General features: G+C 45.2%; 16 protein-coding genes. 3 read left to right on the top strand and 13 right to left on the bottom strand.

Going from position 1 to position 14,731, the window contains the following annotated elements:
- Positions 1 to 113: 113 nt before the first annotated feature.
- Both RBB45_RS03255 and RBB45_RS03250 read right to left on the bottom strand, forming a co-directional pair.
- The gene (locus RBB45_RS03255) at positions 114 to 1,607 is read right to left on the bottom strand and encodes an HD-GYP domain-containing protein (RefSeq protein WP_306009091.1); all 1,494 of its coding nucleotides are present in this window, start codon (positions 1,605 to 1,607) and stop codon (positions 114 to 116) included.
- Positions 1,608 to 1,774: 167 nt separating this feature from the next.
- Complete coding sequence (locus tag RBB45_RS03250) at positions 1,775 to 2,554, bottom strand: SDR family oxidoreductase (RefSeq protein ID WP_094767263.1); 780 nt, start codon at positions 2,552 to 2,554, stop codon at positions 1,775 to 1,777.
- A gap of 227 nt (positions 2,555 to 2,781) precedes the next feature.
- On the opposite strand from RBB45_RS03250, the gene RBB45_RS03245 reads away from it, so the two are divergent.
- Entirely contained in the window at positions 2,782 to 3,270 is a 489-nt protein-coding gene (locus RBB45_RS03245; protein WP_022544076.1) for an Hsp20/alpha crystallin family protein, read from the top strand.
- Between the two features lie 50 nt (positions 3,271 to 3,320).
- Positions 3,321 to 3,788, top strand: a complete 468-nt coding sequence (locus RBB45_RS03240) for an Hsp20/alpha crystallin family protein (protein ID WP_129611942.1) — start codon at positions 3,321 to 3,323, stop codon at positions 3,786 to 3,788.
- 13 nt (positions 3,789 to 3,801) lie between these two features.
- Here RBB45_RS03240 and RBB45_RS03235 read toward each other — a convergent pair whose 3' ends face one another.
- The 6 genes from RBB45_RS03235 to RBB45_RS03210 form a co-directional block, all read right to left on the bottom strand.
- Positions 3,802 to 4,299, bottom strand: coding sequence for a GNAT family N-acetyltransferase (locus RBB45_RS03235; protein ID WP_009795492.1), 498 nt, complete (start codon positions 4,297 to 4,299; stop codon positions 3,802 to 3,804).
- Positions 4,300 to 4,507: 208 nt separating this feature from the next.
- Positions 4,508 to 5,284: a CAP domain-containing protein gene (locus tag RBB45_RS03230; protein ID WP_009795491.1), complete on the bottom strand. Its 777-nt coding sequence runs from the start codon at positions 5,282 to 5,284 to the stop codon at positions 4,508 to 4,510.
- Between the two features lie 403 nt (positions 5,285 to 5,687).
- Positions 5,688 to 7,079 carry a sensor histidine kinase gene (locus RBB45_RS03225; protein ID WP_094767229.1) on the bottom strand — a complete coding sequence of 464 codons (1,392 nt, stop codon included), beginning with the start codon at positions 7,077 to 7,079 and terminating at the stop codon, positions 5,688 to 5,690.
- Complete coding sequence (locus RBB45_RS03220) at positions 7,076 to 7,759, bottom strand: response regulator transcription factor (RefSeq protein WP_022544077.1); 684 nt, start codon at positions 7,757 to 7,759, stop codon at positions 7,076 to 7,078. Before RBB45_RS03220 ends, RBB45_RS03225 begins: the two co-directional genes overlap by 4 nt.
- Positions 7,752 to 8,738, bottom strand: coding sequence for a YncE family protein (locus RBB45_RS03215; protein ID WP_224952002.1), 987 nt, complete (start codon positions 8,736 to 8,738; stop codon positions 7,752 to 7,754). Before RBB45_RS03215 ends, RBB45_RS03220 begins: the two co-directional genes overlap by 8 nt.
- Before the next feature lie 123 nt (positions 8,739 to 8,861).
- A complete protein-coding gene (locus tag RBB45_RS03210; protein ID WP_224952003.1) occupies positions 8,862 to 9,131 on the bottom strand; it encodes an NUDIX hydrolase in 270 nt (89 codons plus the stop codon).
- A gap of 131 nt (positions 9,132 to 9,262) precedes the next feature.
- Here RBB45_RS03210 and RBB45_RS03205 point away from each other — a divergent pair, with 131 nt between their 5' ends.
- Positions 9,263 to 9,505 (top strand): hypothetical protein, encoded by a 243-nt coding sequence (locus tag RBB45_RS03205; RefSeq protein ID WP_022544079.1) that lies wholly within the window; start codon positions 9,263 to 9,265, stop codon positions 9,503 to 9,505.
- A gap of 59 nt (positions 9,506 to 9,564) precedes the next feature.
- On the opposite strand, the gene RBB45_RS03200 is transcribed toward RBB45_RS03205, so the two are convergent.
- The 5 genes from RBB45_RS03200 to RBB45_RS03180 all read right to left on the bottom strand — a co-directional run bounded on the left by RBB45_RS03200 (position 9,565) and on the right by RBB45_RS03180 (position 14,535).
- Entirely contained in the window at positions 9,565 to 10,398 is an 834-nt protein-coding gene (locus RBB45_RS03200) for a hypothetical protein (protein WP_180827364.1), read from the bottom strand.
- Between the two features lie 152 nt (positions 10,399 to 10,550).
- Positions 10,551 to 10,952: a MarR family winged helix-turn-helix transcriptional regulator gene (locus RBB45_RS03195; protein WP_094767227.1), complete on the bottom strand. Its 402-nt coding sequence runs from the start codon at positions 10,950 to 10,952 to the stop codon at positions 10,551 to 10,553.
- Positions 10,953 to 11,008: 56 nt separating this feature from the next.
- A complete protein-coding gene (locus RBB45_RS03190) occupies positions 11,009 to 11,920 on the bottom strand; it encodes a CobW family GTP-binding protein (protein ID WP_035403367.1) in 912 nt (303 codons plus the stop codon).
- A gap of 159 nt (positions 11,921 to 12,079) precedes the next feature.
- Complete coding sequence (locus tag RBB45_RS03185) at positions 12,080 to 12,982, bottom strand: LCP family protein (RefSeq protein WP_094767226.1); 903 nt, start codon at positions 12,980 to 12,982, stop codon at positions 12,080 to 12,082.
- A gap of 149 nt (positions 12,983 to 13,131) precedes the next feature.
- On the bottom strand, positions 13,132 to 14,535 hold the full coding sequence (locus RBB45_RS03180) for a lmo1851 family serine protease (RefSeq protein WP_212590935.1): 1,404 nt from the start codon (positions 14,533 to 14,535) through the stop codon (positions 13,132 to 13,134).
- Between the last annotated feature and the right edge of the window lie 196 nt (positions 14,536 to 14,731).

Here is a 14,731-nt window from a genome sequence, read left to right as displayed (position 1 = left end):
TTATGCGGGAAGAATATGCGTGCATCAATAAAGCCGCACCAATCTGGTGCGGCCTTTGTCATGTATGAAGGACCTTAAGGGTTATTTATATAGCCCCTAGAGAACCTGAAAGATCAGGATGCCTCAGTCTGCACCATCTTTCTGGCCAGCTCAATAAAAGCGTCTGCCACCTGTGGATCCCACTGTGTGCCTTTTCCACTTTCAAGTATATGCAATGCTTTTTCCGGCGGCATCCCTTTGCGGTAAGGTCTGTCAGAAGTCATGGCATCATAAGAATCTGCTACGGCGATGATCCGGCCAAAATAAGGTATCTCTTCCCCCTGAAGTCCATCAGGATAGCCTTTTCCATCGATTCTTTCATGATGGGAACGGATCCCGGGGAGCAATGAAGCCACCTCGCCTGCCGGCTGTACCTGCTTTAAAATCGTTTCACCTATAACCGGATGGGCCTTTATGTACTCGAATTCTTCGTCAGTCAGCTTGCCTTCTTTTTGCAGAACACCATCCGGGACACCGATTTTTCCAATATCATGGAGAAGAGCAGTCTGATAAAGCTGCTTCAGTTCCTCATCATGAAGACCAAGTCTCTTCCCTATGTCGCGGGAGAATGATGCCACCCTCATTGAGTGGCCGGAAGTATATGGATCCCTCGCATCAAGTGCTGCAGACAGGACAGTCATGAAGCTTTCAAGCAGCTGCCGGTTCGTCTCTTCCCTTTGCTTCAGGGCCGCTATCATAATATTGAAACCTGTGAATACCTCAGAGAATTCGTCTGTATACACATTATCCTTCAAGTAGGCAAAGTTCTGATTTTCCGCCTCGGACATCAGCGTTTGAAGGCGTGAAATCGGCTCTTCAATATCCTCCGCCATATACTTCGCGGTCAGCATGGCATAGCAAACTGTAATGAAGATCACAACAGCCGCCCACTGCCAAAAAACGGCCGTTTCCATACCCATTCCTTCCAGCTTGATTTGGGCAGCTACCATGAAAATCAGGACAGGAAGGACACCGATCACAAGGACTGTTAAACGGAATTTCTTTTTGATAGGAATGGTGGACGGAGTTTCTTGAACAAGCCACCCGCTTTTATTGGCCGCCTTGAAATGGGCCAGCACCGGCTTGATCGCCCTAAGCGTCAAGTAGAATTCTATTAGGGCGTGCATGCTGGCAACAAGAAAAGCGGCAATGGCGGCATAAAGCACCATATAATAGGAGAGCTTGAGCTCTCCGGCTGAGATCAGATAAAGTGAAGCAGATGCTGCCGGTATCGTCAGTCCAAGCAGATGCGGCAGCATAATCCGCTTGACCGTTAGGACTGGAAACTGCTTCAGCCTCAGGATAGCTTTTCTGACAGACTCCGCATCCATTCCATCTGAAAGAAACACAGCTCGAATGGGCCTGATATGCTGCCTGAAGAAAAAGCCCTCCGTAAAAAACATGATGACCATTGACCCTGCCAGAATCAGCCATATTAGGGCTTTGTCATATCCCCTGGCATCAATGGTTGTAAAGATAAAGGTTGCACCGATTGCCAGCACTGCAATCAAAGAGCCGAATATGAAATTGATTAGAAGTTTTTTAAGAAACCTGTTATATATGTCCATATGCCACAGCACCTGCATCAAATTTATAGTTATTTCCTACTATTTTATCATCCTTCCACCTTCAAAACTATATGTACTCGTTTCTGCAGCAGGTTTTCTCAAACTTTCTCTTTTATTGGCACAAATATTGCAGCAAAAAGCACATTGCCTTCAGCAATGTGCCCTTCTTAGCCATCAAGCCTGTATGCTTTTCCCAGTATATCCTTTCCGCCTGTGACAGGAATAATGCTCCCATTTATAAAGGCGGAATTATCATCACTTAAAAACGAAATGACCCGTGCAATATCCTCTCCGGTTGCATCTCTTTCATTTTCGGGCAAATCTCCGATCAATTCTCTTGCCTGAATGATTTCCTTCTCTTTCCATTCACCTACGATATCACCTGGGCAGACCATATTGGCTGTAATCCCGTTCTCAGACTCTTCCAGGGCAAGAGTCCTTGTGAGGGATGCCGCCGCTGTTTTTGCTGCAGCAAAAGCTGATCTGTAAATCCACCCTGGCGCCGTTTCGACTCTATCAAATCCAATGGTAATGACTCTTCCCCAGCCTTTTTCTCTCATCGCCGGCAGAAGGAGCTTTGTCAGCCAAAAGACTGCGTTTACATTTCCATTCATCAGATAGCTCCAATCTTCAAGGGAATAATCAGCCATTCTTTTTCGTTCATGTATGTATGGCCCGGCATTATGGACAAGGATATCGATTGAGCCGAAATAATCCAGTGCCTTCTCAGCAATGCGCAGGCAGTCTTCTGCAGAAGCGATATCACCCTGGACAACAATATTTTGCGTCCCATATTTTTCAGTCAATTCTTCTGCGAGCAGCTCAGCTTTTTCCCGGCTGCTGCGGTAATTGATTGCAAGCGAAACCCCATTAGCTGCCAGTTCAATGGCTGTCCTTTTTCCGATGCCGGCCGCTCCGCCGGTTATTAAAGCCGTCTTTACATTCACCAAGATACATACCCCGCAATATTTTTTTCTGCTCTCTTAATCACTATACTATGAAGAACCCTTGAGATATGCAAATAAAAAGAGGCTGGCAGAAAATATATGCAATTGGACTGGCAGCTGGTTTGCTGTATGCGTGAAAATTAACGATTAGGCTGCTGCCTGCATATAATACATCAGCATATACCGAACATGGGGCATATACGCCTCACTAGGAAAGGATGTATCATATGTTTCCCTGGAACCTTTTCCCGTTTAACAAAGACATGAAAAAAACGATGCAGCAGCTCAAGCCTGACGAGATTGACAAATATGTTCAGAATATGATGGGCCAGCTTTTTCCCCAATCGACTCAGGGAATGGGAGGGCCACAGAATATGATGCAGGGATTCAGCCCATTTCAGCAGGGGAACCCTGATCCCTCTCCTCCCGGCTCTTCCAAACTCGATACCTCTGTCTACGAAACACATGATTATGTTTTTGTCAGGATCGGAATAAAAGATGAATCCTGGCTCAAACAGCTGAAGCTTTATCATACTTCAAACCAGATCATCCTGGAGCATATTCCTGAGTTTGAAAATAAGCATACGATTACCCTTCCTGCCATTGTAAAAAGGAAAGGCTCTTCTGCGAGCTTCAAAGACAGCATGCTGGAAGTCAGGATACCCAAGAATATTGATATGCAGTTTTCTGAGATTGAAGTAACTGAAATCCTTTAACCTTTTCCTTTTAGCTCTGAGCTCCCATTCATTAAAGGAGGTTACAAGCTATGTCTTTGGAACAATTCAGGCATCTTCTGGAATGGAGCACCCAGGTCCAGAATGATCCGCTGTTGGGCAGTCTGAGCAAAAAGAATCCGGAGGGGCAGATTATGCCATCCAATCCCGGCTCAGCATTTTTCGGCCAGCAGGGATCCGTGCCCCGATGTGATGTCTACAAATCCGGAAACACCATCATTGTTGAAGCAGAACTTCCAGGCATTGAAAGGGAGAATTTCAAGGTTCAACTGGCTAAGGGGGAAATCATGATTCAAGGTAAATATATGACTCTTCTCCCCAACCGGGAATATTTGATAAAAGAGCGCCCCAGCCTGAAGTTTGAGAAGAAATTATCCATTCCATATCAGGTCATACGGCAAGAGATCAAAACCTCTTTTGAAGAAGGTCTTCTTGTCATTATCATACCCTTACATGAAGATGAGGAAGCTGTAGATATTCCTTTCCAGATGGATACTTGAACTTCCGGCATGCTTAAAGAAGTTTGTCGTAGCAAAAGAACGGATGCTCCCTGTCCATATAGATTTCACCGGCTTTTTTGTATCCGTTTTTCTCAAACAGTCTTTGGGCCTTCTTGTTAAGTGAATATGTATCAGTTCTCATATATGGCACATTCTGCTGAACAGCATGCTGTTCAGCAAATGAAATGAGACGGCTGGCAATCCCGGCTCCCCTGATTTCAGGATCTACAACGAGGCGGTGGAACACATAGCATTCACCATCGGCCTTTTGCCAGGAAACCTGGCGGTATTGCTCTGCCTGGACCTGATCGCATGTTATAGCACCGGCGGGTTCTCCATCCATCACTGCTGTAAACATTGTTCCGTTCTTGATATCATTAAGGAAATCAGTTTCTGCAGGATATTCATCTGTCCATTGATCATTATTTTCCTGCCTCATAATTTCTACTGTTTTCTTTACGATTCCCATTATTTTGCTTATATCTTTTGGTTCTGCTTTTCTGATATCCATAGAAATCCCCTATCTATATTAACTCTAGGTTGTATTGTATCCTTTTTCGGAAAAATCATGAAGGAAAAGCACCCGCATTTACTGTTAAACCTTTCGGGCCGCAGCATGAGTGAGATTAAGACGTATAAGACAGTCATTCCCTAGGAAAGTCTAAAACTGTTCAAAAAAAAGAGACAGCAGGTGCTGTCTCCTTTTTTTGAATGCTATATTATTTTCCAATGAACATTTGAGTCCAATAGTTGCCTTCTGCCACATGGCCTACACCGATGTGTGTGAAGTTGGCGTTCATGATGTTCTTGCGGTGGCCTTCACTGTTCATCCATGCTTTTACTACTTCTTCAGGTGAACGCTGGCCCATTGCAATGTTCTCACCGGCTGTTCTGTAAGAGATGCCGAATTTCTTCATCATATCAAACGGAGAACCGTAAGTTGGGCTGTTATGGTCAAAGTAGCCTTTTGTTTTCATGTCATTAGACTTTTCGCGTGCAACCTTGCTGAGCTCTGTATCAAGCTTAAGGGCAGGCACACCATTTTTTGCGCGTTCCTGGTTAGTCAGTTCGACTACCTTTTGCTCAAACGCACTTACTTGTGATGCTGATGGTGCAGCTTTAGGCTGTTTTTCTGCTTGTGCAGGCTGTTTAGCTGGTGCAGGTGCAGGTGCTTCCTGCTTAGGCTGTTCTGCTTTTGCCGGTGCAGGAGTTTCCTGTTTTGGCTGTTCTGTTTTGGCTGGTGCAGGTGCTTCCTGTTTCGGCTGTTCTGCTTTGGCCGGCTGCTTGTTTACCTGTACGCTTTCCCAGTTAATATTGTATTGTTTCATATATTTTTGAAGCAGGCTGTTAATCTGCTCGTTATTCAGGTTTCCAGAGTAATTTACTTTCACTTGCTGTGGAGTCGGGCAATTAGATGCTGCATCTGCTTTATTCAATCCTGGTGATACAAGCAATGCTGCTGCCGCTGCTACTGAAAAGATCACTTTTTTATTCATGTATGAAATCCTCCCTGATAATCGTAGTTTGTTTTTTGTTGCTCTCTTGCTTGCAGTAATATCATAGCATACGATTTTTGTAATATTAGAGGGAGGATTTTACATATTAGCAGTTTGTAAGTGCATCCATAGGCTGCGCATACTGACTTTGGGACTAATTAAGCAGGAAAAGCCTGTTATATCAAGATATCTTAGGGTTAATGGCTGGAATATTATTGTATGGATAATAATTGGTAAAGTGGAAGTGAACATATCTTTTTTCCAAACATATGATAAAGAAGTCTTATTGACACATTTTCAGGGGTCATCCTTTGTTTACTTTTATTACACTGGAATGACAAATGTGAAAAGAAATTCGTATGATTTAAATTGAAAAAACCCGGAAATATCCCGGGTTTCCAATTTAATCCTTTAGCATTGGCAATTTTATGGTTACCGTTGTCCCTTCTCCTGGACTGCTCGCTATTGATATGGATCCATGATGCAGCTGGATGAGCTTTTCTGCAATGGCAAGGCCGAGTCCAGTGCCGCCATCATCCCGGGTTCGGGCTTTATTGACCCGGTAGAACCTCTGCTTGATACTTTCAAGATCTTCCGGCGGGATTCCGCTTCCTGTATCAATTATTGTAAGAATGCAGTCCCTATTGGAAGCTTTCAGGGTAATTTCAATGTAGCCTTTACCTGTATATCGGATGCTATTGTCCATGATATTCTGCACGATCTGCCCGATTCTTCCTTCATCACCCATTATAATGATGTCCGGATCAAGCATTGTCCGCAGCTCTACTTTCTTTTCCCTCAAAGCTGGGGTATACCGCACCAGGCTATCTTCAATGACCTGAGCAAGGGGAAGAGGCATTCTGAACAGCTGGTACTCATCGGTGTCCAGCCTCGATAAATCAAGCAGGTCTCCGACAAGCCTTTCCATCCGGACCGATTCTCTATTGATAAGATGAAGATACTTATCATCTTTATCCGCAATCCCTTTTAATATTGCATCACTATAGCCCTTAATATAGCTGATAGGTGTCCTGAGCTCATGAGAAATATCAGCCAGAAACTCCTTCTTTCTTTCATCTTCCTTCTGGATGGAGGATGACATCTGATTGAATGCCCTGGCAAGGCGCCCTATTTCGTCTTCGGATTGAATCTGGACCCTGCTTGAATAATCTCCTGAAGACACTCTTTCCGCTGCCTTTTTTATATCTGCAAGCGGGTGTGTCAGCTTACTGATTATTTTTGTCCCGAAGATGAAGGCAGCTCCAAGAAACAGCAAAGCAGCCGCTACCCACCAGTAGGCAAAATCCTTTGTGACTTCTGAGATATTTTCCACCGGGATATATAAGTATAAAATACCTTCAAGTCTGTTTTCGTCAAGCAAGGGAATAATAACTCCCATGATTCTTCTGCCGAACCGCTCCTCATACCCGGTTTTAAGGATATGGTCTCCTTTAAGAAGCCGTTCTCTTTCTTCAGGGCCGATCAGCGTGTCATAATCAATATCAAATGGGAGGCAGGCGCTCAGCTCCCTCGGATTGCTGACAGCAAACACTTCCGCATCAGATACCTGGTTATACCATTCCACTTTTTCTTTATATTGTTCGGTAATCGGGCCTGAACTGTACTGCGAGGCCAGGCGCCCGCCCTCTTGCAGCAGCTCTTCCTCAATATGTGAGACATAAAGGTTTTCATAAAACAAATAGGACAAAAAATATGAGTAAACGATGGTGATGACAATGGCGGCCATGATCGCCAGCCAGATTTTCCTTGCCAGGCTGCCTGAGAAGTATTTCATTCGAGGGGCACCTCAAACTTATAGCCGATTCCCCAGACCGTCTTTATATAATCTCCTGCACCAAGCTTCATTCTTAGTGTTTTAATGTGGGTATCCACCGTCCTTAAGCTCCCCAGATAATCCATTCCCCATATCTGCTCTAAAAGCTGTTCCCTGCTCAGCGCATGGGACTGGTGGCCGATAAAGAACATCAGCAGTTCATATTCTTTGAGTGTGAGCATGATATAGCTGCCTTCCACCTTCACGCTCCGCGCCTTTTTGTCTATCGTTATTTTTCCGGCGGAGGTTATATTTGAATCTGCGCCGCTGATGCTGCCGCTCCTCCTCAGGACTGCATGTATGCGGGCAGTCAGTTCCCCAGGGCTGAAAGGCTTGACGATATAATCATCTCCCCCGATCTGCAGTCCTTTGACCTTATCCCACTCTTCCCCTTTTGCAGATAAAAAAATGACAGGTACTTCATATTGGGCACGCACCCTCTCACACACTGAGAATCCATCTTCACCTGGCATCATGATATCCAAAAGAATGAGGTCAGGAAGATTTTTTTGTATTTCTTCCAGCGTTTCTTTTCCTCCTGCAGCATAACGGCAGCTGAAGCCGGCATTTTCCAAATACATCCCGATCAGGTGACGCATATCTTCTTCATCATCCACAATCAATATTTCTAAATCATTCATTTCCAACATCCCCCCGGAGTATGATCTGGAATGGCCCTTCTCCTGTTTTGATCGTCTTTATGACCTGAAGCGGCCCCGGATCAATCAGATGGACATCATTGCTGTCATAGCCCGCAATAATCAGATACTCTCCGAAAGGAAGCATTTCAAAAGGATTGGCTCCGACCTGGATGCTGCCTGCCTCCTTACCGCCGCCGTCCACCTTATAAAGTGTACTGGAGCCGTGGCTGAGAGCAAAAATAGATCCTTTCAGCTCTGCAAAGCCTACCGGCATCGTTGGGGCAGGAATCGTTTTTGCCAGCCTGCCTGTTTCCAGACTGTAAACATGGATGTCTTTCTCAGCTTCTGCCCCTTCTCCATGGCCGCCTATCCAAAGTTCTCCCTCTTCTTCCCTGATCAGGGCTCCTGCTGCAGAAGGATGGATTTTGAAAGATGATATCTTTCTGCCTTGATTTATATCTATGACAGTCATGATTTCCTGCTTGAAGCTTGAGACAAATAGTTTCCCTTTTTCCTTTTCTTCGAGGATGGTCAAGGGATCGGCTTCTGTCTTAACAGCTCCTGTTTCCTTGCCATTCAAATCATAGAACCTGACTTGATCTTTTTCCTGGTCTGCAAAAGCAATTTCCTGCCTGCCTGCAAGGAGCCTGCCATTGACTATCCCGGTACCTGCCGGCCATTCACCGATCTTTTCCCCTTTTTCTAATGAATATAAATCAACGGTGTCCAGCTGTTTGCCGTACAATAACAAGGAATCTCCATCAGGGAGGATTAAGCCGCCCGTATAAGGCTTCTGTAAATCCCATGTCGCCGCTTCATCCAATATATCCAAATCAATGAAGGTCAAAGACATATCTTTGATGTTGACGGTTGCCGCCACCATTTTGTCCTTTGCAATTGGCGGATATTGTTCAGAGCTGCAGGCTGCCAGCATCAGCAGCATGCACGCATATCCCAGCGTAAGTGCAATTGCCCTCATGATTGTTCCCCTTTTCTGCTATGTATAAGAAGATTATATCCTTGTACTGTGAAATATTTGTGAAAAGTTATTGATCATATTTTTAGATCATTCTCGACAGCAGGGCATATGCCGCTAAAAAACTTAAGATCTGATCTGTTCATACACCTGACAATGAATGTCTATCAGAAAAAGTTTATCTTCATTGGGCATATCAGAGTCAGTTAGCCTCTTAACTGCCAGGTAGAACTTTTCCGCCACCCGCTTTCTGGCACGCGGATGGGCATTTTCATCTTTCAGCTCTCTCCGGATTGCTTCCTTTAAGATATCCTCCGCTGAGCCGGTACCTTCAAGCCTGCGGTTGTTCCAAAGCTGCCTGTACTGGCCAAGCAAATAAGCATAATCATTATTCATCTTCTATCTCTCCTTGCCTTTGTCTTACCATCGTTTCTAGTATACCCCTACTATATATGCATAAAGAAGACTGCAATGGCAAAAAATACGTTCACCGGCAAATCTGCAGGAAGAATGAAAGGAGGATGTTCATGGGGACACCTTACCGCTGCCCGAACTGCAAAACCAATAGAAGCAGATTCAATATCATCAGGCAGGTAGCACAGCCAGTAAAGCTTGATCCCGGCTCGGGCATTGTCTTGGAAGAATACGCTGAAGAACAGCTGAGCCCTTTCCATATGGCTTATAAAGGGCCTGAAGTCAGGGTGCAGTGCGCAGCCTGCGGGCTGGTAGAGGATGAGAAGACATTTGCGAAGTTTGGAGAGATGAAATAAGAATGGGGGATGCCATAGCATCCCTTTTTGCTTTTATTGCTGCGGAAAGAGAAAACCGCTTATCTTTCGAATAGGCGGTTTTCTTCCAGGAATTTTTGCGCGTTTACTTTCCAGCCGTCGAAAGCTGACATTTTTATCATTTCGATTTTTCCTTTGTAATGCCTTTTTCCTTCATTTTTTATATACCAGACAACTTCAACGGAAACATCCACAAGCTGGTTCTGCTTTTCTTCCATGCTGAAGCCGCCGGAAGCACTTTCCAGCTGAACATTTTCAATAGCCGGGAGGATTTTTTTCCATGGCAGCTTTTGCAGAGAAAGCATGCCCGCAATATCTTCGTCCTGCTGCTTCAGACCTGCAATGAATGCTGAAGCTGCTTCTTCCGGTCCTGCATTTCCGGTGTATGCCTCCAGTTCGCCTGCAGACTTCAAAATCATCAATTTATGAGATAAGTCCATCTCATCTCTTCGATGAGTTGTGCTTCCGTTAAAATGAATGCAGAAGTGGCCGGGAAAATTATTGGCAAGTGCCCCGGCTCCATGGGGCATCCCATGCATTGAAGCCGCTATTCTCAATTTTCCGGATTTTACAATGATGGCTCTCCGCCTCCAGCTCCACTTTCCATCATAAATTTCCTTCATCACGGCTGTATCCTTCGCCGTCAAGGGCTGGACATCTGCGTGGCGGCTTCCTGCCCTTCGCTGCACTTTAAAATTCTTTCCCGTTTCAACATCCTCAACAGTAAATGTGCTGAATCTTGGAAGCAGCTCATTGACTTCTGACCAATCCAGTGGAGCTGGCCTGCCGGATGCATCAGCATAAAAAATGGATCCCTGAAGAAGAAAACTGGCGAGAATAAGGACTGCCGGCTGTTTTAAGAACTTCATCATCATCACTCGATTTCTCTCTTTGTAGGATGGGTCATGCGGCCCTCAATGAAAAGTGTCCCACACAAGCCTTCTTTTATGCGCGGCGCCGCATCCTGACAGTTTAAAATGAAACAAAAAAAGAGCCTGGCGGGCGCGCGCAGGGCTCATATAAATCATTACATAAGTTTTTGAAACAGCTTTACCAGCTGATCCAGCTCTTCTTCAGTAAAAGAGCGGAACTTTGCCTGCAAATAGGCAGATTTTTTTTCCTCCAGTTTTTCAACAAGTTCCTTGCCGGTTCCTGTAAGCACCAATTCCACCACTCTCCGGTCGTTTTCGGAACGGCTTCTGGTCATATAGCCTTTCCTGACAAGAGAATCAGTTACGCTCGTAATGTGGCTTGCCGATACATTCAGCTCTTTAGAAATGGCAGAAGCCATCTTAGGTCCGTCTGCTATTAGTTTCAGCACAGTGAATTCATTGCTGGTGACTTCATCGCCCATCAGCTTATTCACTTCCTGCCTTAAAGTCCGAAAAACAGTCCGGAATGCTCTTTCCAGTTCTGCTGCTTGTTTCAAAGAAAATCGTCCTTTCCCTATATGGGCTAAATGATCTTTCAGTGATATTATATCATTTACTCCATATCCTTTAATTTCCGGCTGATCTGCTCCCAGTCTATATTTTCGCCGATAAATACCATGTTTAGGGGCATATTCATATATTCCTTCATATATAAAGGCATTCCATAAGAAAATTGGAACAGGAAAGGATAGCCCTCAGCCGAAAACTTAATATATCCCTTTATTCTAAAGACCGAATCAGGCAGCTCTCTCAAAAAAGAATCGAATGCTTCCTGGCTGACCGGGCCCTTGAAGGTGTGAACATAGGATCCAAGGTTCAGATCCTTGAGGGAGGCTTTTTCAGCCCCGGTCTTCCGATTCGTCTTAAGCCCCCGTACCGCTTCGGCGGAGACCTTGGAATAGGTGGTGAGAATAGGCACCGCATGCTGGTTGAAAGACTGGATATCCATGACTGCAGAGGCTTGTTCTGAACTGCTCATTTCATCTGATTTATTCACCAGGATCAGGTCGGCATGCCGCACCTGCTCTATGAGCAGCTGCTGAACTTGCGGGCTCAGCGACTTCCGGGCAAGCCATCTCATCCCGTCAATCGCAGTCATGATGCCTTTAACCTGCAGTTTATCTGCGAACAGCGGCGACAGCACAGCATCAAGCACTTCCACAGGATGGGCAGCGCCGGTCGTTTCAATATAAATCACTTCAGGTTTCTCATCCAAAAGCAGCGACTGCAGCTGGGATTCCAGTTTATCCTGGATGCTGCAGCAGATGCATCCGCCAAGCAGTTCTTTCAACGGGACCTCCCCGTCAACAGCTTCCGAATCAATGGATACCTTTCCAAGCTCATTCATCATAACAGCTGTCTTCCGGCCATCCTTTTTTTCCTGCAGCAGCAGCCTCTTCAATAAAGTGGTCTTTCCGCTGCCAAGGAATCCCGATAATATATATACTTCTGTTTTATTTACCATTTCAGCATGTTCACTTCCTGACAAAATTGGTTAACGCTCCAATCATATGTTACCTAAACTTTGCCCTGTTTGAAAGCAAAAAAGCTGTTAAGGCTTATTTTAGCTTGCAGATTACCCAGGATATGTATAAAGGGCATGGCTCGTCTATTATCTTGCCCTTTATTGTTTTTCTCCAATAAACTGCTGGATTGCCTGTTTATTTTCTTCAAAATCCATTTCAAGCACTGCTCCTGCTTCATCGACAAGTTTATTTTCAAAGCTGTCACTGACTGGAATCCTCAATGTCTGAACATTCTCAGCGGAATTGAGCAGATAGGATACGGCCAAGGGGACTGCCTCATCGGCATCCATATCCGTTTCTATATACTGGGCTGCCTCAAGAACGACCGCCGGGAAATCAAGGACTCCCTCTATACTGCTGAATCTTTCAGTTAGCTTATTTTTAAGGGCAGCTAAGACCTCCTGCTGCCGCTCAACCCGGCCGAAATCACTTTCTCCGTCATGTCTGAAGCGGACATATGACAAAATTTCTTCTCCATGAAGGGTTTGCTTCCCCGGCTGCATATCCAGCTTCATATCCTCTGCCATTTCCTTTGAAACCTCAAGCTCCAGCCCTTCAGGAGCAATCAGATCTGCTGCAGCAATGAAGCCCTTGAAATCTATGATGGCAGTATAGTCGATTTCCAGCCCGAAATTCGCCTCAACTGTCTCTTTAAGCAATTCTTTCCCGCCTTCATAATAGGCATGATTAAGTTTGGTGCGCCTTCCGGTGCCCGGTATTTCCACATAGCTGTCCCTCATTAAAGAAATCAGCTTGATCTCCTTCTCTTTAGGCATATATCTTGCCGCTATGATTGCATCAGACCTTGAGTGTGCTTCTCCCCTGCTGTCTATTCCTATCAGGAGGAATGTAGTGTCTGTTGCACCTTGTCCGTATACTGTATCTTCTTTTCCGCTTGTCCCCGGTATGCCGGGGGCTGCCTTGTCGGCTCCATTGTCAAAGGGCAAGGAGCATGCAGTCAATTGGATGGTGACGCATATGATAAGCAATAGTTTTTTCATCACTGGCCTGCCTCCATTATTCGTTTACTTTCATTCTCGGGCATCGGAGGGCAGCCCTATACCTCCTGGTTAATATTTGTAAAATTCCGGCTCGTCTAAGGCAGCATGAAAAGGACCGGCCAGCAGGCCGGTCCTTTCCATTTAATATTTTACTGCAGTTCTTTCTTAAGCACTTCTACTGCTTTTTGAATCTGCGTATCGTTTTTAAGAAGCTTTTCTCTTAAGAGATCCATCATCTTTACGGTGGTATCTCCTGTAATTACACCCGTCTGCTCAAGTTTATGGGCTTTTTGAAGCTGGATGACTGCCTGCTTTGTTTTTTCATCAAAGAATCCGTCTGTCCTGCCCGGTTCAAAGCCAAGTGCCTTGAGCATTTCCTGTGCAGCCTTCACTTCAGCGGAAGAAGAAGACACCTTCAGTTCGCTTTCAGGATTGATAAACGGAAGCGATGCATAAGAAGGAAGCTCTGCTTTATAATCAGGCTCGATTCCTTTTTCGTGGATCCAGTTCGCTTCCGGCGTCAGCCATTTCTCCGTTGTGAATTTCATATTGGATCCATCCGTGAAATCTTCTGCACGCTGTACTGTGCCTTTTCCGAATGACTTCTCACCAACAAGAGGGACACCTGCAGACTCGTGCACAGCCGCTGCCAGTATTTCCGAAGCACTCGCACTGCCTTTGTCGATTACCACCACAAGCGGGATGTCAGGGCTGCCTTCAGAATTGGATTTTACCACTTCCCGATTGCCTTCCCTGTCTTCGATCTGGAATAATATTTCTCCTTCCGGCACAAACAGGCTGGAAATACTGATCGCCTGGTTCAGCAATCCGCCCGGATTCTGCCTTAAATCAAGGACAAGGCCTTTCATTCCCTGCTTCTGAAGATCGTTCAACACATCAATGAGTTCTTTGGATGTGTTCTCAGAGAAAGTGGTGATCTGGACTTTTGCAATACCGTCCTCCATCATTTCGCCATAAACGGTCTCAAGCGGGATTGTATCCCTGGTGATGCTTATTTTCGTAGCTTCATCAGCACCTGCGCGCTGGATTTCAAGCTCCACTTTGGTACCTTTCTTGCCGCGTATCAGTGTTACTGCTTCTGTTGAGCTCTTGCCCTGGAGGCTTTTCCCATCTACAGAAAGGACTTTGTCATTGGGCTTCAAGCCAGCCTTTTCTGCCGGGGAGCCTTTGAGCGGGGAAACAATGATGATCTGCCCGTTTTGCTCCTGAATCTCTGCACCTATGCCTTCAAATGAAGAAGAGATGCTCTGGTGGAAGCTTGCTGCTTCTTCTTCATTCATATAGTCTGAATAGGGATCTTCCAGGGACTCAACCATCCCGTTGATAGCCCCGTTTATGAGCGTATTCTGCTCCACATCTTTGTAGTAGCTGCCTTTCAATGTATCATAAGCAGAATACAGCTTATCAAATTCGTTTCGTTCATTGCCGATGCTGACAGCTTTTTCATCTCCGAATGCCAGCGCGAAGGTTGTAATCCCCGCTGCCAGGAACACTATGAAAAACAGCAGCATGACAAAGTGAAACTTCTTCATCCGGATGTATCCGGAATCAGGCTGCTTGTCTGAATTTTCCTGGTCTAAATGATTATTATCCAAGCTGTTCACCACTTTCGTCTCCATAAGGAAGTCCTTAGACCCTTAAAAATTAGAATAACATTTTATAAAGTAAATTAACAAAGAAATATGTACAAAAACGGAAAAATTTATGAATAAAAGATGGCTTTTTTGA

This window comes from Bacillus sp. MMSF_3328, from assembly GCF_030733525.1.
In the GTDB taxonomy this organism is placed as follows: Bacteria; Bacillota; Bacilli; order Bacillales; family Cytobacillaceae; genus Bacillus_AB; species Bacillus_AB infantis.
The sequence above is the reverse complement of the archived record's forward strand: the minus strand, read 5'-3'. Positions and strand labels throughout refer to the sequence as shown.